Source organism: Aquabacterium sp. A08 (assembly GCF_011742065.1).
In genome coordinates this window covers 1,225-20,421 of record NZ_JAAQQT010000685.1, presented here as the reverse complement: position 1 = coordinate 20,421, position 19,197 = coordinate 1,225, and the positions used below count along the sequence as shown (strand labels likewise).

Annotated in this window: 20 protein-coding genes and 1 pseudogene; 3 read left to right on the top strand and 18 right to left on the bottom strand. The window is 69.8% G+C overall.

Translation table 11 applies throughout. The features are described from left to right. The 10 genes from HA630_RS17875 to HA630_RS17830 form a co-directional block, all read right to left on the bottom strand. Entirely contained in the window at positions 1-906 is a 906-nt protein-coding gene (locus HA630_RS17875) for an ABC transporter permease (RefSeq protein ID WP_166834939.1), read from the bottom strand. Between the two features lie 15 nt (positions 907-921). Further along, entirely contained in the window at positions 922-2,193 is a 1,272-nt protein-coding gene (locus HA630_RS17870) for a PotD/PotF family extracellular solute-binding protein (protein WP_166834941.1), read from the bottom strand. A 74-nt stretch (positions 2,194-2,267) separates the two neighbouring features. Continuing rightward, positions 2,268-3,302, bottom strand: coding sequence for an ABC transporter ATP-binding protein (locus HA630_RS17865; RefSeq protein WP_166834943.1), 1,035 nt, complete (start codon positions 3,300-3,302; stop codon positions 2,268-2,270). A 149-nt stretch (positions 3,303-3,451) separates the two neighbouring features. After that, entirely contained in the window at positions 3,452-4,348 is an 897-nt protein-coding gene (locus HA630_RS17860) for a DMT family transporter (protein ID WP_166834945.1), read from the bottom strand. After that, on the bottom strand, positions 4,345-4,830 hold the full coding sequence (locus HA630_RS17855) for a flavin reductase family protein (protein WP_166834947.1): 486 nt from the start codon (positions 4,828-4,830) through the stop codon (positions 4,345-4,347). Before HA630_RS17855 ends, HA630_RS17860 begins: the two co-directional genes overlap by 4 nt. A 20-nt stretch (positions 4,831-4,850) precedes the next feature. After that, positions 4,851-5,852: a sensor domain-containing diguanylate cyclase gene (locus HA630_RS17850; RefSeq protein WP_166834949.1), complete on the bottom strand. Its 1,002-nt coding sequence runs from the start codon at positions 5,850-5,852 to the stop codon at positions 4,851-4,853. Continuing rightward, complete coding sequence (locus HA630_RS17845; protein ID WP_166834951.1) at positions 5,849-6,463, bottom strand: chemotaxis protein CheC; 615 nt, start codon at positions 6,461-6,463, stop codon at positions 5,849-5,851. The genes HA630_RS17850 and HA630_RS17845 overlap by 4 nt, the downstream gene beginning before the upstream one ends. Further along, positions 6,460-6,828 carry a response regulator transcription factor gene (locus HA630_RS17840; protein ID WP_371809260.1) on the bottom strand — a complete coding sequence of 123 codons (369 nt, stop codon included), beginning with the start codon at positions 6,826-6,828 and terminating at the stop codon, positions 6,460-6,462. Before HA630_RS17840 ends, HA630_RS17845 begins: the two co-directional genes overlap by 4 nt. 144 nt (positions 6,829-6,972) lie before the next feature. Further along, positions 6,973-8,451, bottom strand: coding sequence for a sodium:alanine symporter family protein (locus HA630_RS17835; protein ID WP_166836465.1), 1,479 nt, complete (start codon positions 8,449-8,451; stop codon positions 6,973-6,975). 107 nt (positions 8,452-8,558) lie between these two features. Beyond that, positions 8,559-9,890 (bottom strand): D-amino acid dehydrogenase, encoded by a 1,332-nt coding sequence (locus tag HA630_RS17830; protein ID WP_166836463.1) that lies wholly within the window; start codon positions 9,888-9,890, stop codon positions 8,559-8,561. Positions 9,891-10,019: 129 nt separating this feature from the next. On the opposite strand from HA630_RS17830, the gene HA630_RS17825 reads away from it, so the two are divergent. Continuing rightward, positions 10,020-10,934: a LysR family transcriptional regulator ArgP gene (locus HA630_RS17825; protein WP_166836461.1), complete on the top strand. Its 915-nt coding sequence runs from the start codon at positions 10,020-10,022 to the stop codon at positions 10,932-10,934. Between the two features lie 15 nt (positions 10,935-10,949). Here HA630_RS17825 and HA630_RS17820 read toward each other — a convergent pair whose 3' ends face one another. Both HA630_RS17820 and HA630_RS17815 read right to left on the bottom strand, forming a co-directional pair. Next, positions 10,950-11,804: a metallophosphoesterase gene (locus HA630_RS17820; RefSeq protein ID WP_166836459.1), complete on the bottom strand. Its 855-nt coding sequence runs from the start codon at positions 11,802-11,804 to the stop codon at positions 10,950-10,952. Next, entirely contained in the window at positions 11,801-12,775 is a 975-nt protein-coding gene (locus tag HA630_RS17815; RefSeq protein ID WP_166836457.1) for a LysR family transcriptional regulator, read from the bottom strand. Before HA630_RS17815 ends, HA630_RS17820 begins: the two co-directional genes overlap by 4 nt. Before the next feature lie 105 nt (positions 12,776-12,880). Here HA630_RS17815 and HA630_RS17810 point away from each other — a divergent pair, with 105 nt between their 5' ends. Further along, positions 12,881-13,414, top strand: coding sequence for a hypothetical protein (locus HA630_RS17810; RefSeq protein WP_166836455.1), 534 nt, complete (start codon positions 12,881-12,883; stop codon positions 13,412-13,414). 133 nt (positions 13,415-13,547) lie between these two features. Beyond that, positions 13,548-13,907 (top strand): hypothetical protein, encoded by a 360-nt coding sequence (locus HA630_RS17805; RefSeq protein ID WP_166836453.1) that lies wholly within the window; start codon positions 13,548-13,550, stop codon positions 13,905-13,907. A 106-nt stretch (positions 13,908-14,013) separates the two neighbouring features. Here the strand turns inward: HA630_RS17805 and HA630_RS17800 are convergent, their stop codons facing one another. The 6 genes and pseudogenes from HA630_RS17800 to HA630_RS23795 all read right to left on the bottom strand — a co-directional run. Continuing rightward, the gene (locus HA630_RS17800; protein WP_166836451.1) at positions 14,014-15,867 is read right to left on the bottom strand and encodes a phosphoenolpyruvate carboxykinase (GTP); all 1,854 of its coding nucleotides are present in this window, start codon (positions 15,865-15,867) and stop codon (positions 14,014-14,016) included. Positions 15,868-16,170: 303 nt separating this feature from the next. After that, positions 16,171-17,337: an ABC transporter ATP-binding protein gene (locus HA630_RS17795; protein WP_166836449.1), complete on the bottom strand. Its 1,167-nt coding sequence runs from the start codon at positions 17,335-17,337 to the stop codon at positions 16,171-16,173. Beyond that, positions 17,334-17,999 (bottom strand): molybdate ABC transporter permease subunit, encoded by a 666-nt coding sequence (gene modB / locus HA630_RS17790; RefSeq protein ID WP_166836447.1) that lies wholly within the window; start codon positions 17,997-17,999, stop codon positions 17,334-17,336. The genes HA630_RS17795 and modB overlap by 4 nt, the downstream gene beginning before the upstream one ends. Positions 18,000-18,012: 13 nt before the next feature. Further along, on the bottom strand, positions 18,013-18,798 hold the full coding sequence (gene modA, locus HA630_RS17785) for a molybdate ABC transporter substrate-binding protein (protein WP_166836445.1): 786 nt from the start codon (positions 18,796-18,798) through the stop codon (positions 18,013-18,015). A gap of 86 nt (positions 18,799-18,884) precedes the next feature. Then, positions 18,885-19,028 carry a hypothetical protein gene (locus tag HA630_RS17780; RefSeq protein ID WP_166836443.1) on the bottom strand — a complete coding sequence of 48 codons (144 nt, stop codon included), beginning with the start codon at positions 19,026-19,028 and terminating at the stop codon, positions 18,885-18,887. Positions 19,029-19,074: 46 nt separating this feature from the next. Further along, positions 19,075-19,197, bottom strand: a pseudogene (locus tag HA630_RS23795) (threonine ammonia-lyase); the annotation flags it as partial.

Here is a 19,197-nt window from a genome sequence, read left to right as displayed (position 1 = left end):
TCACAGCTCCTTGCGGATGTCGACCACGCGGGTCAGGCCCCAGACGATCATCAGCACCGTCAGCAGCAGCACCACCGCGTTGGCCGCGGCCAGCGGGAACTGCAGGTACGAGGTCTGCACCTGGATCATCTTGCCGATGGAGGCGATCTGCTGCCCGCCCATCACGCCCACGGTGACGAAGTCGCCCATGACGATGGTGACGATGAAGATGGAGCCGATCAGGATGCCGGTGCGCGACAGCGGCACCACCACGTGCCACAGCGTCTGCCAAGGGCTGGCGCCGGCGTCCTTGGCGGCCTCCAGCAGCGAGCGGTCGATGCGCATCATGGAGTTGAAGATGGGCACGATCATGAACATGGTGTAGAGGTGGACAAAGGCCAGCAGCACCGAGAAGTTGGAAAACAGCAGCCAGTCCAGCGGGCCGTCGGTCAGGTGCAGGCCTTGCAGGCCCTGGTTCACCAGGCCGTTGCGGCCCAGCAGGGGCACCCACGAGATCATGCGGATGACGTTGGACGTCCAGAACGGCACGGTGCAGAGCACGAACAACAGGGTCTGCATGTCGGGCGAGCGCACGTGGAAGGCCAGGAAATAGGCCAGCGCGAAGCCCAGCACCAGGGTCACGGCCCAGGTCAGCAGGGTGAACTGCAGGGTGGACAGGTAGGTGGAGAGGGTGACGCAGAAGTCGCCGTGCTCGGTCAGGCGGCTGCAGCCCTCCCACATCGACACGTAGTTGCGCCAGGTGAAGGCGGGCAGCAGCTCGTAGTCGTTGAAGTCCCAGAAGCTGACCATGACGACCAGCCCCAGGGGGACGAGAAAGAACACCAGGAACACCGCCGAAAACGGCAGCGCCTGCCACCAGGGGTGCAGCCCGGTGTGGGCGCGTGGGGGTTTCGCGGCGGTGCTCATGCGGGCCTCAGACCGTCAGGCGGCGACGAACTCGTTCCACTTGCGCACCATGTACTCGTTCTCGTCCATGATGGCGTTCCAGCAGGCGATGCCGCCCATGCGCTGTTCGTAGCTGCCGCCGTCGCGCACCGCGCCCTTCTTGGCCAGCACGTCGCCGTTGGGGCTCTTGATGTCCTGGGTGGCGGCTTTGCCTTCCATCCAGTAGGCCCATTCGTAGGCCTCCATCTTGGCCTTGGCGGTGTCGAGCACGGCGCTGTAGTAGCCCTGGCGGTTCAGGTAGGCGCCGGCCCAGCCGTCGAGGAACCAGTTGATGAACTCGTAGGCCGCGTCCTGCTTCTTGCCCGACAGGGTCTTGGGCAGGCCAAAGCCGGCGGCCCAGGCGCGGTAGCCCTCTTTCAGCGGCTGGAAGGTGCAGTCGATGCCCTTGGTGCGCACCGCCGTCACGGCCGGGCTCCACATGGACTGGATCACCACCTCGCCCGAGGCCATCAGGTTCACGCTCTCGTTGAAGTCCTTCCACAACGAGCGGAACTGGCCGGCCTTCTTGGCTTCGATCAGTGTCTTGATGGTGAGGTCGATCTCCTTCTTGGTCATGTTGCCCTTGTCGGGGTACTTGTACAGGCCCATGGCCTCCACCACCATGGCCGCGTCCATGATGCCGATCGACGGGATGTTCAGGATCGCCGCCTTGCCCTTGAACTCGGGGTTCAGCAGTTCGGCCCACGAGGAGATGGGGCGCTTGATCAGGTCGGGGCGGATGCCCAGGGTGTCGGCGTTGTAGACGGTGGGGATCAGCGTCATGAACTGGGTCGGCGCGCTGGCGAACTTCTTGGCGCTGGGCGATTCGAGGTACATCACCTTCTTCGGCGCGGTGCCCTGGTCGCCCACCTTCTTGCCGGCGACTGCGCCCTGGGTGAACAGGGGGGTGATCTTGTCGGCGTGCTTGATGCGCTTGCTGTCGATGCCCAGCAGGTTGCCGCTGGGGATGATCTTTTTCAGCGAGAAGTACTCGGTGTCGATCAGGTCGAAGCTGTTGGGCGCGGTGATGGCGCGCTTGGTGACCTCGTCGGTGGTCACGGCCACGTACTGGATCTTGATGCCGGTGTCGGCCTCGAATTTTTCGGCGATGGCCTTGTCCTGGTTCACCGCGGTGCCGAGGTAGCGCAGCGTCACCTTTTCCTGCGCATGGATGGCCGGGAACATGCCGCTGGCCAAAATGGCGGCGGCGCCCTTGAGCAGTTGGCGGCGCTGGGGTTCGGCGCTCGGGGTGTCAACGGTGTTCGACATGGACAAAACTCCTGGTGGGATGAAAAAACCTGAAGCCGTCAGGCGGCGGTGGGGGAAAACGCTTGAACAACGCTTCAATGCGCGGCCAGGCGGTGCGCCTGTTCCGGCCGCCACGACACCCAGACCGGCTGGCCCGGTTGCACCGGCTGGCGCTGGAACTCGGCCTCGGACAGGCTGACCTGGATGCTGCGGGCCGCCCCGGTGCCTGCCCCGGCCTCGATGCCGAGCAGCACGTAGGTGCCCTGGTACTCGATGTCGCACACCTGGCCGTGGGCGTGCGGCTGGCCCGCGGTGGCATCGGCGCTCAGGTGCAACGCCAGCCGGTCGGCGCGCACGGCCACGCGGCCACCGGTGGCGGCGTCGTCGAACACGTTGTGCCCGCCCATGAAGCTGGCCACGAATTCGGTCGCCGGGGCGTTGAACACCTCGCGCGGGCTGGCCGCCTGTTCGATGCGGCCGTGGTTCATCACCACCATCTGGTCGGCCAGGGCCATGGCCTCTTCCTGCGAATGGGTGACGTGGACGAAGGTCAGCCCCAGTTCGCGCTGCCAGCTGCGCAGCTCGGCGCGCATCTGCACCCGCAGGAAGGGGTCCAGCGCCGACAGCGGCTCGTCCAGCAACAGCACCTGCGGCCGGGTGATGAGGGCGCGCGCCAGCGCCACGCGCTGCTGCTGCCCGCCCGACAGTTCACCCGGCTTGCGCTGCGCCAGGTGGCCCATGGCGACGCGCTCCAGCAGGTCCTGCGCCTGGGCGCGGCGCTCGGCCGTGCCCACGCCGCGCATCTTCAGGCTGAAGGCCACGTTGTCCAGCGCGCTCAGGTGCGGGAACAGGGCGTAGCTCTGGAACATCATGGCGGTGCCGCGCTCGGCCGCCGGCAGGTCGGTGATGTTGCGCCCGGCCAGCAACACGTCGCCGCTGCTGACGGTTTCGTGCCCGGCGATCATGCGCAGGGTGGAGCTTTTGCCGCAGCCCGACGGCCCCAGCAAGCAACAGTAGCTGCCGGCCGGAATGCGCAGGTCGATGCCATCGACCGCCACGGCGGCGTGGTCGTAGCGCTTGGTCAGCGCGATCAGTTCCAGCGAGGAAGAAGCGGGGGCGGTGGGGCTCATGCCCAGGGTGATGCAACCCCCGTGCCAGGTTTGTATGCAATCGAATCCACAGATTGCATACAAAATTCAGCGCAACGGTGCACAGTTTTGGGCGCGCTGCGCGGCCCTGGTGCGTTGCGCGCACCCGCCTGGGTGGCCGGTCGCGGGCCTCAGCCCTTGCGGCTGACCAGCACGATGCCCACCGCCACGCCCAGCAAGGCCAGCACCAGCTGCACGGTCAGGGGCTCGCCCAGCAGGCCGACCCCGAACAGCAGCGCGAACACCGGTGTGAGAAACACGAAGGTGGACATCTGCGTGGCCGGGTAGTGGCGCAGCAGCCACATCCAGGTCAGGTAGCTGGCGAAGGCGCCCACCGCGGTCTGCAGCGCGATGGAGCCCCAGGCCAGACCGGAATAGTCGAAACGCCAGGGTTCGCCCAGCGCCAGCGACAGCAGCGGCGCCACCGCCGCCGTCACCGCCACCTGGTAGAACAGGGTTTTTTCGGCGCTGGCCTGGGCCAGCCGGCTGGTGCGGATGACCAGCGTGGTCAGGCCCCACATCGCGCCCGCGGCCAGGGCGATGGCGTCGCCCATGAGCTGGGTGCGGGTGGAGTGGGCAAAGCCCTCGCTGAAGGCCACCGCCACCGACACAAACGCCAGCAGCAGGCCCACCCACTGCACCGCGCGCAGCCGTTCGCTGGGCACGAAGCGCGGCAGCAGCAGCGCCACCACAAACGGCGAGGTGTAGAGGAACACGGTCAGCCGCGAGGCGGTGGTGTACTGCAGCCCGAGGTAGATGCCGGCAAATTCGCCGGCGAACAGCAGCCCGGCCAGCAGGCCGGCGGCCAGGGTGCCGTCGCGCGCGAACAGCGGCACCCGGCGCCAGGCGCACCAGATCCCCAGCAGCGCGGTGGCGCCGGCAAAGCGCAGGCTGGCCTGCCACAGCGGCGGCACCTCGGCCACGGTGGTCTTGATCAGGATCTGCTGGAAGCCCCAGAAGGCGCAGCACACCAGCAGCAGGCCCACGGCCAGCCGGTCCAGGTGGGGCTTGCGCGCGGCGGGGCTCACAGCGGGTGTTCGGTGTAGAACTGGCCGCCGTGGTAGAGCAGCGGTGGCGTGTCGGTGCGGTGGCTGCAGCGCTCCACCTCGCCGACGAAGATGATGTGGTCACCCTCTTCGTAGCGGCTGCGGTTGAGGCACTCGAACACCGCCACCGCGCCGTCGAGCAGCGGCACGCCGGCGGCGCCCTCGGTGTAGGGCACGCCGTCCCAGCGGTCCACGCCCTTGCTGGCGAAGCGCAGCGCCAGCTCGCGCTGCTGCGCGCCCAGCACGTTGATGGCGTAGTGGGTGCCGGCCTGGAACGCCGGCATCGACGCCGACTGGCGCGACAGGCTCCACAGCACCAGCGGCGGGGCCAGCGAGACGGAGTTGAAGGAATTGGCGGTCAGGCCGACCAGGGCGCCGTCGGGCGAACGGGCGGTGACGATGGTCACCCCCGTGGCGAAACGGCCCAGGGCGGCGCGGAAACTCGCGGTCGTGGGAATCTGCATCCCCGCGATTGTGCCGGCTCTCAACGACCCGTGCTGGCGGGCAGCAACACCTCGACCCGGTCGCGGCCCAGGCGCTTGGCCTGGTACAGCGCGCGGTCGGCCAGCATCAGCAGGGTGTCGGCGCCCATGCCGGGCACCGGCACCTCCGACGCCACGCCGGCGCTCACCGTGACCACCCCGTGCGGGCTGACCACGTGCGGCAGCCCTTCGGCGCGCACCGCGTCCACCACCTGCTGGGCCAGGCGCAGGGCGCCGCCCAGGTCGGTGTCGGGCAGGATCATGCCGATTTCCTCGCCACCGTAGCGGCAGACCACGTCGCGCGGGCGCTGGCCCATGGACTCGATCAGGCCGGCCACGGTTTTCAGGCAGGCGTCGCCACGCTGGTGGCCGTAGCTGTCGTTGTACTGTTTGAAGTGGTCGATGTCGAACAGCACCAGGCTCAGCCCCTGGCGTTGGCGCAGGGCGTGGCGCCACTCGCGGTCCAACATGGCGTCGAAATGGCGGCGGTTGCCGATGTCGGTCAGCGCGTCCACGTGGGCCATGGCGTGCATGCGTTCGGCCTGCTGCTTGAGCAGGCGCTCGCGCGCCACCGCCGGGCTCACGTCGGTCACCTGCACCAGCACGTAGCGCTGGCCCACCTCCTGGGCCATGGCGTTGCCCATGGGCACGATCTGGATGGACTGCTTGAGCCGCACCGGCTCGGCCGCCGACAGCGACGGGTGGAACAGCGGCAGCGGCGACAGGTGCAGGGTCTCGGACAGCACCGCCGGAAAGCCGGTGCGCAGGGCCTCGGTCAGGGCACGTGCCAAGTGGCTGCCGGCCAGTTCGGGGAACACCGCCAGCAGCGGCTGGCCCTGCAGTTCGTCGGCGCTGCGGCGGGCGCGCCGCAGCAGCCAGGGGTTGGCAAACACCACCCGCTGCTGCGCGTCCAGCACCAGCAGGCCCGACTGCACGTTGCCCAGCACCCAATCGGCCCAGGGGCCCAGACAGGGGCGCGGGGCCGCGTGGGCGCAAGCCGTCATGCCCCGGCCTCCAGCCGGCGGATGAAGTCGGCCACCTTGGCCTCCAGCCGACCGCTGGACTGCATGTCCAGCAAAAAGGCCAGGTGGCCCACGATGCTGCGGGTGGCGATCTCGAAACGCACCTGCAGGCTCAGCAGCGGCTCGCTGACCGACTCGTTGGCCAGCAGCACGTCGGACAGCACGCCCAGCTCCACCTCGGGCAGGCTGCCGTCGAAAGCGATGCCCAGCGCGTCACCGACGCTGGCCACCACCGAGTTGAGCAGGATGTTGCCGATCTCGGCCAGCGCCTCCTGCTCCATCTCGCCCAGCTGTTCCAGCGGCAGCACGTCGCCGACCATGATCTGCACCAGCTGCAGGCTGTGCTCGGCCGGGAACATCAGCACCGCGTCGGTGACGATTTCGCCGTGGAAGCCTTGTCGCACCGCGCTGATGCGGCGGTCGCCGTCGGCCCCGAGCTGGCGCACCACCTCGGCCTTGGGCAGCAGCTGCACGCGCGGGATGCTCAGTTGCACCGCCTCGCCGGCCAGCTGGCTCAGGGCGTCGGCGGCCTGCCCCACCCCGAGGTTGAACAGCTCGGCCAGGGCGTCCAGCTCCAGTTCATTCAGGGTCATGGCCGCGCCGCGAAGTGCTCAACCACCTGCTGGATGGCCGCCTCGGTCACCGGTTTTTGCACGAACTTCACGCCCATGCCGGCGGCGCGCTCGCGGCTGCTTTCTTGGATGTTGGCCGTCAGCATGGCGATGCGGGCCTCGGGCAGCAGCGCGCGCAGCCGTTCGGCCGCCTCGAAACCGCTGATGCCGGGCATGTTCACGTCCATGGTCACGAAGTCGGGCCGCAGCTGCGGCGCCAGGGCCAGGGCCTCGTCGCCGGTGGTGGCTTCGAACACCTCCCAGTCGGGCCGCAAGCTGGCCACCTTGCCTTTGATGATCATGCGGGAGACGCGGCTGTCGTCCACCACCAACAATCGATTGCCCACGCGCTGCCTTTGTGTCTGTGCCGGTCCCTGCCCGTTGGGGGCAGCCCAGCAAATCTGCCATTTTGGGGCACAAGCACCGAAAACCCCCACAAAAATGTGCAAAGTCCCAGTGTCTTTCTCCGGTATCCCAGGAGGTTTGTGGGGTCATTGCGACAGCGGCCGCAGAGCGCCCGTGTGCAACGCGGCCCAGTAGCGGTCCAGCTCCTCGCGCACCACCGGCATCAGCAGGTACAGGCCGATGATGTTGGCCAGCGCCATGGCAAAAATCATGGCGTCGGAAAAATCGATCACCGGCCCCAGCCCCATGCTGGCGCCCACCACCACCCCCGCCAGGAACAGCGCCTTGAACACGCCTTCGCTGAGCGGCCCCTCGCCCAGCAGGTAGGTCCAGGCCTTGAGGCCGTAGTACGACCAGGTGATCATGGTGGAGTAAGCGAACAGCACCACCGCCAGCGCCAGCACCCACGGGAACCAGGCCACCGCGCTGCCAAAGGCACGCGAGGTCAGGGCCACGCCCTGCGCCCCGCCGGCCAGGGCGGTGGGGCCCTGGGCGTCCACGTGCCCGGTGACGACGATGACCAAGGCCGTCATGGTGCAGATCACCACCGTGTCGATGAACGGCTCCAGCAGTGCGGCCAGGCCCTGCGAGACCGACTGGTCGGTCTGCACCGCCGAGTGCGCGATGGCCGCCGACCCCACCCCCGCTTCGTTGGAAAACGCCGCCCGCTTGAAGCCCTGGATCATGGCGCTCACCACCCCACCGGCCACGCCTTCGGCCGACCAGGCGCCCACCAGCACCTGGCCCAGCGCCCAGGGCAGGCGGTCGGCGTGGAGCGCCAGCACCACCAGCCCGGCCAGCAGGTAAAGCGCCGCCATGAGCGGCACGATGCGCGCGGTGACCCGGGCGATGGAACGGATACCCCCCAGAATGATCAGCCCCACCAGCAGCGCCATGCCGACGCCGAACAGCCAGCCACGCCCGGCCAGCAGGCTGGCCTCGCCCCCGGTGACGGCCAGCACCTGCTGGTAGCTCTGGTTGGCCTGGAACATGTTGCCGCCGCCCAGCGCCCCGCCGACGCAGCAAACCGCAAAAAACCCCGCCAGCGCACGGCCCAGCCGGGGCCAGCCACGCTCCGCCAGGCCGCGCGACAGGTAGCGCATCGGCCCGCCCGACACCGTGCCGGCCCGCTGGTGCAGGTTGCGGTACTTGACGCCCAGCGTCACCTCGGTGAACTTGGAGGCCATGCCCAACAGACCGGCCAGCACCATCCAGAAGGTGGCGCCGGCCCCACCCAGGCTCACCGCCACCCCGGCGATGTTGCCCAGCCCCACCGTGCCCGACACCGCCGCCGACAGCGCCTGAAACGGCGTGACCTCGCCCGCCATGCCCGGGTGCGAATAGCGGCCGCGCACTACCGCCAGCGCGTGGGCAAAGCCGCGCCACTGGATGGCGCGGAAATACACCGTGAACACCAGGGCCGCGACGATGAGCCAGCCCACGATCAGGGGCACCTGGGTGCCCGACACCGGCACGGCGTAAAAGACGACACCGGCCACGGCGTCGGCCCAGGGCTGGACCCAGGCACTGATGCGGTCGTCCAGCGTGGGGGCAAAGGCGTTCATGGTGGGGGCTCAGGGACGTGCTGGCCCCACTGTAGTCGGCGGCCCCGCGCCTGCATACCCGGGCAAGCCAGGGGGTGGGAGCCCGGCCGGCGCCGGGGCGCGGGGCATCAGGCCGCGGCCCAGCGCGTCGGGGCGGACACAGCGTGCGCCGGCTCGCCGGCCAGGCGCATGGCCAGCGCCGGGCGCTCGCCGCTGATGAGCTCGGCCAGCGCCCGCCCGGAGCCGGCGCCGTGCGTCCAGCCCAGGGTGCCGTGGCCGGCGTTGATCCACAACCCCGGCAGCGGCGTGCGGCCGATCAGCGGGATGTTGGTCGGTGTGGCCGGGCGCAGGCCGCACCAGAAATTCGGCTCGCCGCCCTGCGCGGGCAGGCGGGTGTCGGCCACGCCGGGAAACACCTCCTCGATGCGGCGCACCAGCATCTCGCAGCGGGCGCGGGCCAGCGGGGTGTCCAGGCGCAGGTCGTAGCCGCCCAGCTCGATGGTGCCGGCCACGCGCAAGCGGTCGCCCAGGCGCGAAATCGCGATCTTGCGGCCGTCGTCGATCATGCTGACCTGGGGCGCGGCCTCGGGGCGGCGCAGCGGCAGGGTGGCGCTGTAGCCCTTGCCGGGGTAGATGGGTACATGCACGCCCACGGTTTTCAGCAGCGGGGTGGTGTACGAACCGCAGGCGGCGACGAAGGCGTCGGCCTCCAGCGTGCGGGCCTCGCCGGTCTGAGCGTCGCGCAGGTGGGCGCGGCGCAGGGTGCCGCCCTCCACCGCCAACCGTTCCACGTGGTGGCTGAACAGCAGCCGGGCGCCGCGCTGGCCGCACAGGGCCGCCAGTTGCTGGGTGAACAGGCGGGCGTCGCCGTGTTCGTCTGTGTCGGTGTAGGTGCCGCCCACCAGGCGGTGGCCAAAGGTGGCCAGCGCCGGCTCGATGCGCAGCAGCTCGTCGCGGTCCACCACGCGGCGGTGCACGCCGTGGCGGCGCATCAGTTCGGCGGCGCCGGCCGCGGCGTCGAAGGCGTGGGCGTCGGTGTAGTAGTGGGCAATGCCGCGCTGAGAGCGCTGGTACTCGATGCCGGTCTGCGCCACCATGGCCTTGAGCGTCTCGTGGCTGAAGGCGCCCAGCGCCACGATCTGCGCCACGTTGCGCTCGAAGGCCGCATCGTGGCACTGCGCCAGGAACTGCAGGCCCCAGCGCCATTGCGCCCAGTCCAGCTGCGGGCGGAACAGCAGCGGCGCCTCGCGGTCGAACATCCACTTCAGCGCCTTCAGCGGCGCCTCGCGGTTGGCCCAGGGTTCGCAGTAGCTCACCGAAATCTGTGCCGCGTTGGCAAAGCTGGTCTCCAGCGCCGCGTCGGGCTGTCGGTCCACCAGCGTCACCTCGTGGCCGCGTTCCAGCAAATGCCAGGCCGTGCTCGTGCCGATGATGCCGGCCCCCATAACCACCACACGCATGATGCGCTCCTTCGCCCGCCCCGGGCATGCCTACCGATGGGGGCCAGTATCCGAAATCCGCCGGCAAAATTGAAGTCAAATTAAACAAACAAAGTTAAGATCAGTTCGACTAATTCAACAAGCCCGCGCATGAGCACCTTCGACCCCGACGCCCTGGAATGCCTCGCCGCCATCGTGGAGGAAGGCGGCTTCGAGCGCGCCGCGCAGCGCCTGTCCATCACCCAGTCGGCGGTGTCGCAGCGGCTGCGCTCGCTGGAGGCGCAGGTGGGCACGGTGCTGATCGTGCGCAGCCGCCCGCTCAAGGCCACGCCGGCCGGGCAGCTCATGCTCAAGCACGCCAAGATGATGCGGCTGCTGCGCGCCGACCTGGAGCACGACCTGCGCGAGCTGGCCCCCAACTCGGCCCGGGGCCAGCGCGACGAAGACCGGGTGTCGGTCGCCATCAACGCCGACAGCATCGCCACCTGGGCGCTGCCGGCCCTGTCGCCGCTGGTGCAGGGCGGCTTGCCGATCGAGATCATCCACGACGACCAGGACTTCACCCACGAATGGCTGCGCGAGGGCCAGGTGCTGGGCTGCGTCACCTCGCTCGGGCAGGCGCTGCGCGGCTGCAAGCTGGAGCCGCTGGGCGCCATGCCCTACGTGGCGGTGGCCGGGGCGGCGTTTGCCCAGGCCACCCTGCCCGAAGGGCTGACCCGCCACAACTTCCACCGGGTGCCCTTCATCGCCTTCAACCGCAAGGACGACCTGCAGCGCGACTTCGTCTGCCGGGCGTTCGCGCTGGCCCAGGTGCGGCTCAAGCAGCTGTACGTGCCTGCGTCAGAGGGCCAGGTGCGCGCGGCCCTGGCCGGCTGGGGCCTGACGGTGGTGCCGCGCCCGCTGGTGGCGGCGGCGCTGGCCGACGGCCGCCTGGTGGACGTGGGGGCGCCGCACGTGTTCCACGTGCCGCTGTACTGGCACTGCTGGAACCTGGCGTCCGACGTGCTGGACAGCCTGTCGGCGGCGCTGCGCACGGCCGCGGCGCGCCAGCTCGACCCGCTGTGACCCGCGGCCGCGGCGTCAGACGCTGAGCAGCAAGCCCGGCTGGAAGGCGGCCTGTTCGTCCTTTTGCGCGTAGCCCAGCGGGTTGGCCACCACGCGGCAGCGGCCCACGCGGTAGTCGTGGGCGCAGTGCAAGTGGCCGTGCAGCCACAGGTCGGCGTGCGGCAGCAGGTCGTCCAGCGCGTTGCAAAAGCCCGCGGTGCCGGGGGTGAGGCCGTAGCGCGGGTCGGCGCTGCGCAGGCTGGGCGCGAAGTGGGTGACCACCACGGTCGGGCCGTCGAAGGGCTGGGCCAGCGCGGCGCGCAACCACGCTTGGCTGTGCAGCCCTTCTTCGCGCATGGCGGCGGCATCGAACAAGCGGCCGTCGCGCTGGGTCTGCATTTTCTGCAGGTAAAAGTCGGCGGCGCGCAGGGCCTTGTCGCGCTGTTTGAGCCGGCGGGTCAGGGGGTCGGGCGCGTGGCCGGGCGCCGGTTGGCGCTTGGGCGGCGCGTCGGCCAGGGCGTCGTAGTCGCTCCACAGCGTGGCGCCCACAAAGCGCACGCCGTTGTGCACCCAGGTTTCGCGCTCCAGCCAGGTGATGCCCAGGCGCGCGCAAGTGGCCCGCAGTTCGGCGTGGGCGGCGTCGAAGTCCAGCGCGTCGTACTCGTGGTTGCCGGGCACGAACAGCACCGGCACCGGCCAGGCGGCGTGTTCCGCGCGGGGCGAAAAGCGGCGCAGGCCCCAGTCGGGCTCGGCCATGCGGCCACCGTCGGGCCGGGTCTGGTAGGACCCCACGTCGCCGGCCAGCACCAGCAGGTCGGCGTCGGGGTGGGGCTGCGCCACAAAGCCGGGGTTGGCCTCCAGGTGCAGGTCGCTCAGCAGCTGGATCTTCATGGGTGCACCGCCCCGAGCGCCCCGGGCACCTCGCTCACCGTGCGCCACAGCGCTTCGCGCAGCCAGCGGTGCGCGCTCAGGCCGTTCGACTGGCGGTGCCACAACATGTCCACGTGCACCGCCGGCACGTCCAGCGGCAGGGGCCGGTGCACCAGCTCGTGTTCGCGCCCGGTGCTGCCCAGGAAGTGGCGCGGCAGCACGGTCAGCAGGTCGGAGGTGGCCACCACCTCGCCGGCGGTGAAAAACTGGTTCACGGTCAACACCACCCGGCGCTGCCGCGACACCGCCGCCAGCGCCTCGTCCACAAAGCCGAACGGGCGCCCGGAAAAGCTCACCAGCAGGTGGCGGGCGGCGCAGTAGTCGTCCAGCGTCAGCGGGCCACGCGCCAGCGGGTGGTCCTTGCGCATCACCACCACGTATTCGCTGTCGTACAACCGGCGCGACATGTAACGCGGCGTGCTTTCCTGCAGGTGCACCGCGCCCAGTTCGGCCAGCACACCGGGGAAATGGCCGATGGCCACGTCCACCTCGCCGTTCTCCAGCATCTGGCGCGGGTCGCGCGTGACCAGCGGCAGCACCCGCAGCGTCACGCCGGGGGACTCGCGCCCCAGGATGTTGACCAGCCCCGGCATGAGCTTGGACGCGGTGGCGTCGGCCATGGCCAGCACGAAATGGTTCTGCGCCTGGGCCGGCTCAAAGCCCCCCGGCGCCAGCGACTCGCGCAACTGGCGCAGGGCGTCGCGCACGGTGGGCCAGAGGGTCAGCGCCAGCGGGGTCGGCTCCACGCCGTAGCCGGAACGGCGCACCAGATCGTCGCCCAGCAGTTCGCGCAGGCGCCGCAGGGCGTTGCTGACCGCCGGCTGGGTGGTCGCGAGGTTGTGGGCCGCGCGGGTGAGGTTGCGCTCGACCATGACCTCGTCGAACACCCGCAGCAGGTTGAGGTCCAGCGTGCGGAAGTTCAGCTCATTCATATGCCGAATGAATATATGACATTACAAAAATTAAGTACACAAACATCAGGGATTACCCTAGTATTGCGCCATCGTTGTTGCACCGCAGCATCTTGGAGGTTACCCATGAGCACACTCGTTTCCCACCGCACCGCCCCCGTGGCGGCTGCCCAAACCACACCCGCGGCGCGCGCCCCGCGCCCGCACGCCCCCCGCGCCCTGGTGGCGCTGCTGCTGGCCGCCTCGGTGGCGGCACTAGCCGTGGTGGCCGACCAACTGGTCACCACCTGGGCCGACGGCCACCTGTTCGCCGCCTGGGTGGGCCTGTGGGCGGTGGTGTTTGCCGGCAGCCTGCTGCTGGCCGCGCCGGCACGGCGCCTGGCCCTGCAGGTCATGCAGGTGCTGAACGCCTGGGGCCGCCAGCGCGCCGAAGCCCGGGCCAACGCCCGCTTCCTGCGTCTGGCCCAGGCGGACGCCCGCGTCATGGGCGACCTGTGCGCCGCCAGCGACCGCGCCGAGCTGCTGGCCGAAGCCGCCGCGGCACCGGCCCCCACCGGCACCCCGGCACAGGCCGCCGCCCCGTCGGACGAATGGCAGGCCGGCACCGCCGAGGCGGTGCACCTGCAGCACGGCCGCCGCTACACCCTGTACTACATCTGACCGCGGCGCGGCCCGTGGGCCGCGTCAGTCATACGGCCTCTGAATGGATGCCATCACCAAAAATCATTGGTCAGGGTTACAGGTTTCTCCTAACATTCATCCCTCAAATGTTGCAGCGCAACATCCGCCGACCATGAACACCCTCACCCACCGCCCCGCCCCGCCGGCCAGCCGGCCGAATGCCCCCGCCACCGCCCCCGTGGTGCGCGGCCGCCCGATCGCCGCCGTGCTGCTGGCCGCCGCCGTGGCGGCCCTGGCCGGCATCGTCAGCCAGTTGATGGACACCTGGGCCGACGAGCACCTGTTCGCCACCTGGGTGGCGCTGTGGGCCGTGGTGTTTGCCGGCAGCCTGTTCCTGGCCGGTACCGCCCAGCGCATGGGGCAGCGCGTCATGGCCCGGCTGGACGCCTGGGGCCAGCACCGCGCCCAGGCCCGGGCCGCCGCCCGCGCCCGCCGCTTTGCCCAAACCGAGCGCACGGCCCGCCCCCACTGAACCGCACCCCACGGCCCGCGCCGTGGACCGCAAAAAAGCCGCCGGGCTCCAGGCCACGGCGGCTTTTTTTTGTGCGCTGCAGGGGCCAGGCCCCCGCAACGGTCGATCAACCCAGGATGCGCTGGGCCATCTGGTCCTTGGCCTGCACCAGCTCTTGCGGCAGGTGGTAGGCCAGCTTCTCGAAGTGTTCGGCGTGCAGCTCCAGCTCCTTGGCCCAGTCGGCCGGGTTCATGTCGGTGATGGACGCGAACTGCTCGGCGCTGAAGTCCAGGCCGTCCCAGGTGATTTCGCCGTAGGTCGGGCTGATGCCGAAGGCGTGGTCTTCGCCCTGGGCCTTGCCTTCCAGGCGGTCGATCATCCACTTCAGGACGCGCATGTTGTCGCCATAGCCCGGCCAGATGAACTTGCCGTCGGCGCCCTTGCGGAACCAGTTGACGCAGAAGATCTTGGGCAGGCTGTGGCCGCTTTCTTCCAGCTTGTGCTCCATGTCCAGCCAGTGCTGGAAGTAGTCGCTCATGTTGTAGCCGCAGAAGGGCAGCATGGCGAAGGGGTCGCGGCGCACCACGCCTTGGGCGCCAAAGGCGGCGGCGGTGGTTTCCGAGCCCATGGTGGCGGCCATGTACACGCCTTCCATCCAGGTGCGGGCCTCGGTCACCAGCGGCACGGTGGTGCTGCGGCGGCCGCCGAAGATGAAGGCGTCGATCGGCACACCGGCCGGGTCGTCCCAGGCGCTGTCGAGGGCCGGGTTGTTGGTGGCGGCCACGGTAAAGCGGGCGTTGGGGTGCGAGGCCTTGGCGCCGGTTTCCTTGGCGATCTGCGGCGTCCAGTCCTTGCCCTGCCAGTCGATGGCGTGCTCGGGCGCCGGGCCCATGCCTTCCCACCACACGTCGCCGTCGTCGGTCAGCGCGACGTTGGTGAAGATCACGTCGCGGTCCAGGCTGGCCATGCAGTTGGGGTTGGTCAGCGTGTTGGTGCCCGGGGCCACGCCGAAGTAACCGGCTTCGGGGTTGATGGCGTAGAGCTTGCCGTCGGCGTGCGGCTTGATCCAGGCGATGTCGTCACCGATGGTGGTGACCTGCCAGCCATTGAGGGCTGCCGGCGGGATCAGCATGGCGAAGTTGGTCTTGCCACAGGCGCTGGGGAAAGCGGCCGCGACGTGGTACTTTTGGCCCTCGGGACTGGTCACGCCCAGGATCAGCATGTGCTCGGCCAGCCAGCCTTGGTCGCGGCCCATGGTGGACGCGATGCGCAGCGCCAGGCACTTCTTGCCCAGCAGCGCGTTGCCGCCGTAGCCGGAGCCGTAGGACCAGATTTCGCGGGTTTCCGGGTAGTGGACGATGTACTTGGTGGTCGGGTTGCAGGGCCAGGCGCTGTCGGCTTGGCCGGCGGCCAGCGGCGCGCCCACGGTGTGCACGCAAGGCACGAACTCGCCGTCCACGCCCAGCACGTCGTACACCGCCTTGCCCATGCGGGTCATGATCTTCATGTTGGTGACCACGTAAGGGCTGTCGCTCAGCTCCACGCCGATGTGGGCGATGGGGCTGCCCAGCGGGCCCATGCTGAACGGGATCACGTACATCGTGCGGCCGGCCATGCAGCCGTCGAACAGCGGGTTCAGGGTGGCGCGCATCTCGGCCGGGGCCATCCAGTTGTTGGTGGGGCCGGCGTCTTCCTGTTTTTCGGAGCAAATGAAGGTGCGGTCTTCCACACGGGCCACGTCCGACGGGTCGGACCAGGCCAGGTAGGAGTTGGGGCGCTTGGCGGGGTTGAGCTTTTTCAGCGTGCCGGCGGCGACCATTTGTTCGCACAGGCGGTTGTACTCGGCCTCGCTGCCGTCGCACCATTCGATGCGGGCGGGCTTGCACAGGGCGGCCATGTCGGCCACCCAGGCGATCAGCCGGGCGTTTTTGACGTGCTCGGGCACGTTGAGGGCGAGGCTCTGCATCACGGGTGCGTTCATAAGGTCTACTCCGATGGTCTAGAAAGTGGATGTGGAAAAACCGCACCCCCGGGGCGCACGGGGCCGGACAGGCTTTCCATATCCCTTTGCAGACGCGAAGCGACGCTCGGTGGGGCGCAGGGCGCTGCCGGGCGGTGGAGGGCAGCGTGGGGCGCGGCGGCTGGGGGGTGGGCCAGGGGCCGCGCGAAACCGGTACCGAAGGGTCCGCAATTTTAGGAAAACTCGCCGAAACTTGCCTGACAAACTCATGCAAAAATTGCATGAGTTCATACACTGGCGAGGCAGCAGCGGGGTTGGCGCGCCTCAAGCCACCTTGGTGGGCATGACATGCACCCACGCACAGTCCAGCCGCAGCGGCAAGGCCTGCCCCGCCGCCAGTTGCTGGCGCTGCGGGCCGGCCCGGTTCAGGTGCAGGGTGACGCCGGGCAGCGCGGCCACCGTGAGGTGGGCCAGGGTGGTTTCGCCCAGGTTGCGCACCGACGCCACCGTGGCCGGCAGGTCCACACAGCCCAGGTCGGGGCAGCCGGTGTCGGGCCGGATTTCACCGCCCACGTGCAGGCCATCGCCCTGCACCACCCAGGTGACGGCCTGGCCGGGTTCCAGCCGTTTTTTGTCGCGCACGCGCAGGCGTACCCCGGTGGGGGCGCCGTCGGGCGTCAGCCATTGCAGCCAACCCGCCCCGTCGGCGGTGTCTTGTGGTGTCTGCGGGCCCAGCCAGCGGCCAGCGAAGCGGTTTTGCACGCCCAGCAGGTCGGCCACGCGGGCGTTGCGCGGCGAGCGGTAAATGTAGGCCGGCGCGCCTTCCTGCAGCACCTGGCCGGCGTCCATGACGACCAGGCGGTCGGCCAGCTGGCGCGCTTCCACCAGGTCGTGCGTCACCAGCACGATGGGGATGCGCAGCTCCTGGCGCAGGTCGGCCAGCAGGTCGTACAGGCCCTGGCGGTTCATCTGGTCCACCGCGGAAAACGGCTCGTCCAGCAACAGCAGGCGCGGTTCGCGCGCCAGGGCGCGGGCCACGGCCACGCGCTGCTGCTGACCGCCCGACAGGCCGGCCGGGCGGCGCGCCTGCTGTTCGGGCGACAGGCGCACGTGCGCCAGCCAGTGCGCGGCGCGCGCACGCCGCTGCGCGCGGGGCAGGTGCAGCAGCGACAGGGCGACGTTGTCCAGCGCGCTCAGGTGCGGCATGAGGGCGTAGTGCTGGAACACCAGGCCCACGTGGCGCTGCTGCGGCGGCAGGCAGACGCCGGCGGCGGTGTCCACCCAGACCGTGTCGCCCACGCTGACGTGGCCGTGGGCCGGGCGCATCAGGCCGGCCAGGCAGCGCAGCAGCGAGGTTTTGCCCGCGCCCGACGGGCCGACCAGCGCCAGCAGCTCGCCCGGCTCGCAGCCAAAACCGCCGTGCAGGGGCATGGGCGCGTGCTGCGCCAGCTGCACCCGCAGGGCGCCGCCCGGGGGGGCGGGTCGGTTCATGGGGCGCGGCCCCGGCGGGCGGTGGCAAAGAAGGTGGCCGCCACCGCGCCCAGCGACAGCAGCAGCAGCAGCCCGGCCATGCGGTCGGCGCTGGCCAGGTTGAAGGCCTGCACCTGGTCGTAAATGCTGATGGCGATGGTCTTGGTTTCGCCCGGAATGCTGCCGCCCACCATCAGCACCACACCGAATTCGCCCAGGGTGTGCACAAAGGTCAGCACCAGGGCCGACAGCACGCCGGGCCAGGCCAGGGGGAGCTCCACCCGCACAAAGGTCTGCCAGGCGCTCAGGCCGCTGACGGCGGCGGCCTCGGCCAGGTCGCGCGGTATCGCCTCGAACGCGCGCTGGATGGGCTGCACCATGAACGGGATGTTGAACAGCACCGAGGCCAGCAGCAGCCCCAGGAAGTTGAAGGTGAGCCGCAGGTCGAAGGTCGCCAGCAGCCAGCGCCCCAGCGGCGAGCCCGCGCCCAGCCCCACCAGCAGGTAGTAGCCCAGCACCGTGGGCGGCAGCACCAGGGGCAGCACCACGGCGGCCTCCACCAGGGCCTTGCCGCGGAAGGCGCTGCGCGCCAGCCAGCGCCCCAGCCACAGCCCCGCGGGCAGCAGCACCGCCAGGGTGGCCGCCGCCAGCTGGAGCGAAAGGACAACGGCTTGCCAATCCACGGGGTGCCGGGGTTTAGGGTTGGGGCATCACAAAACCGTATTTCACCATGACGGTCTGGGCCTCGGGCGTGGAGAGGTAGGCGTAAAAGGCGCGGGCGGCCGGGGGGGCGTCCCGGGTCAGCACCATGCGCTGCGCCAGCGGCTGGTGCCAGGCCTGCGGAATCAGGGCAAAGTCGCCGAGCCGCGCCACCTGCGGCGCCAGGGCCAGCGAGTAGGCGACGATGCCGCCCTCGGTGGACCCTGAGGTGGCGAACTGCGCCGTTTGCGAGATGTTTTCGCCCAACACCAGCTTGGGTTCGATGGCGGCCCAGAGGCCCTGGTGCTGCAGCGCTTCGCGGGCGCGCATGCCGTAGGGCGCGTGCTCCGGGCTGGCGATGGCGAACTTTTTCAGCCGCCCGTCCCGCAGCGCCGCGGCCAGGTCGCGGAGCGAACCGTCGGCCTTCAAGGGCGACCCCTTGGGCACCATGATGCCGATCCGGCCGTAGGCGTACAGCCGGCCCCGGTCCAGGGTCTTGCCCGCGTCGGCGAGCTGGAAGACAAAGGCCTCGTCGGCCGACATGAACAGGTGGAACGGCGCGCCCTGCAGGATTTGCGAGTAGAAGTTGCCCGACGACCCGAAGATCAGCCGCAAGGGCTGGCCGGTGGCCTGGGTGAACTGCGCTGCCACCTCTTCCAGGGCGAACTTCAGGTCGGACGCAGCCGCCACCGTAGCCACGGGCTGGGCCCGCAGCGGCGCGGCCCAGGCCGTCAGGCCCAGGCAGCCGGTCAACATCAAGAGCAGGGAGCGGCGCGTCGTCATGGGCAAATTGTGCCCGAGCCGCGGGCACAAAAAAACCGGCCCGGGGCCGGTCGTGTCACCGGGGCCCAAGGGCCCGGCGCGGGCCGTCAGGCCATGAACACGGCGATGAAGGCCAACAGAAAAATCAGCACGCCGCCGGCCAGCGGAATCAGCCAGGGGATGACGGGCACGATGGCCTCGACGGGATCGATCTCGCCGCTGGGCTGCTCGGTGTGGGGGGCGTGGGACATGCAAGAACTCCTGGGTATGTCAAAAAGCGCAATGCATTGATTTTAATCAAACCACGGCGGCCTCGAAACCGGCGCCGCGCAGCGCCTGCACCACCTGCTGCACGTGGGCCGGCCCGCGGGTCTGCAGCACCAGCTCGATTTCGACGTTCTGCGCCGCCAGCAGGCTGAA

Excerpts from the sequence above, each read along its gene's own strand:
- HA630_RS17875 (WP_166834939.1), bottom strand. The coding sequence starts at position 906 with ATGAGCACCGCCGCGAAACCCCCACGCGCCCACACCGGGCTGCACCCC.
- HA630_RS17870 (WP_166834941.1), bottom strand. The coding sequence starts at position 2,193 with ATGTCGAACACCGTTGACACCCCGAGCGCCGAACCCCAGCGCCGCCAA.
- HA630_RS17865 (WP_166834943.1), bottom strand. The coding sequence starts at position 3,302 with ATGAGCCCCACCGCCCCCGCTTCTTCCTCGCTGGAACTGATCGCGCTG.
- HA630_RS17855 (WP_166834947.1), bottom strand. The coding sequence starts at position 4,830 with ATGCAGATTCCCACGACCGCGAGTTTCCGCGCCGCCCTGGGCCGTTTC.
- HA630_RS17850 (WP_166834949.1), bottom strand. The coding sequence starts at position 5,852 with ATGACGGCTTGCGCCCACGCGGCCCCGCGCCCCTGTCTGGGCCCCTGG.
- HA630_RS17845 (WP_166834951.1), bottom strand. The coding sequence starts at position 6,463 with ATGACCCTGAATGAACTGGAGCTGGACGCCCTGGCCGAGCTGTTCAAC.
- HA630_RS17835 (WP_166836465.1), bottom strand. The coding sequence starts at position 8,451 with ATGAACGCCTTTGCCCCCACGCTGGACGACCGCATCAGTGCCTGGGTC.
- HA630_RS17830 (WP_166836463.1), bottom strand. The coding sequence starts at position 9,890 with ATGCGTGTGGTGGTTATGGGGGCCGGCATCATCGGCACGAGCACGGCC.
- HA630_RS17825 (WP_166836461.1), top strand. The coding sequence starts at position 10,020 with ATGAGCACCTTCGACCCCGACGCCCTGGAATGCCTCGCCGCCATCGTG.
- HA630_RS17820 (WP_166836459.1), bottom strand. The coding sequence starts at position 11,804 with ATGAAGATCCAGCTGCTGAGCGACCTGCACCTGGAGGCCAACCCCGGC.
- HA630_RS17815 (WP_166836457.1), bottom strand. The coding sequence starts at position 12,775 with ATGAATGAGCTGAACTTCCGCACGCTGGACCTCAACCTGCTGCGGGTG.
- HA630_RS17810 (WP_166836455.1), top strand. The coding sequence starts at position 12,881 with ATGAGCACACTCGTTTCCCACCGCACCGCCCCCGTGGCGGCTGCCCAA.
- HA630_RS17805 (WP_166836453.1), top strand. The coding sequence starts at position 13,548 with ATGAACACCCTCACCCACCGCCCCGCCCCGCCGGCCAGCCGGCCGAAT.
- HA630_RS17800 (WP_166836451.1), bottom strand. The coding sequence starts at position 15,867 with ATGAACGCACCCGTGATGCAGAGCCTCGCCCTCAACGTGCCCGAGCAC.
- HA630_RS17795 (WP_166836449.1), bottom strand. The coding sequence starts at position 17,337 with ATGAACCGACCCGCCCCCCCGGGCGGCGCCCTGCGGGTGCAGCTGGCG.
- modA (WP_166836445.1), bottom strand. The coding sequence starts at position 18,798 with ATGACGACGCGCCGCTCCCTGCTCTTGATGTTGACCGGCTGCCTGGGC.
- HA630_RS17780 (WP_166836443.1), bottom strand. The coding sequence starts at position 19,028 with ATGTCCCACGCCCCCCACACCGAGCAGCCCAGCGGCGAGATCGATCCC.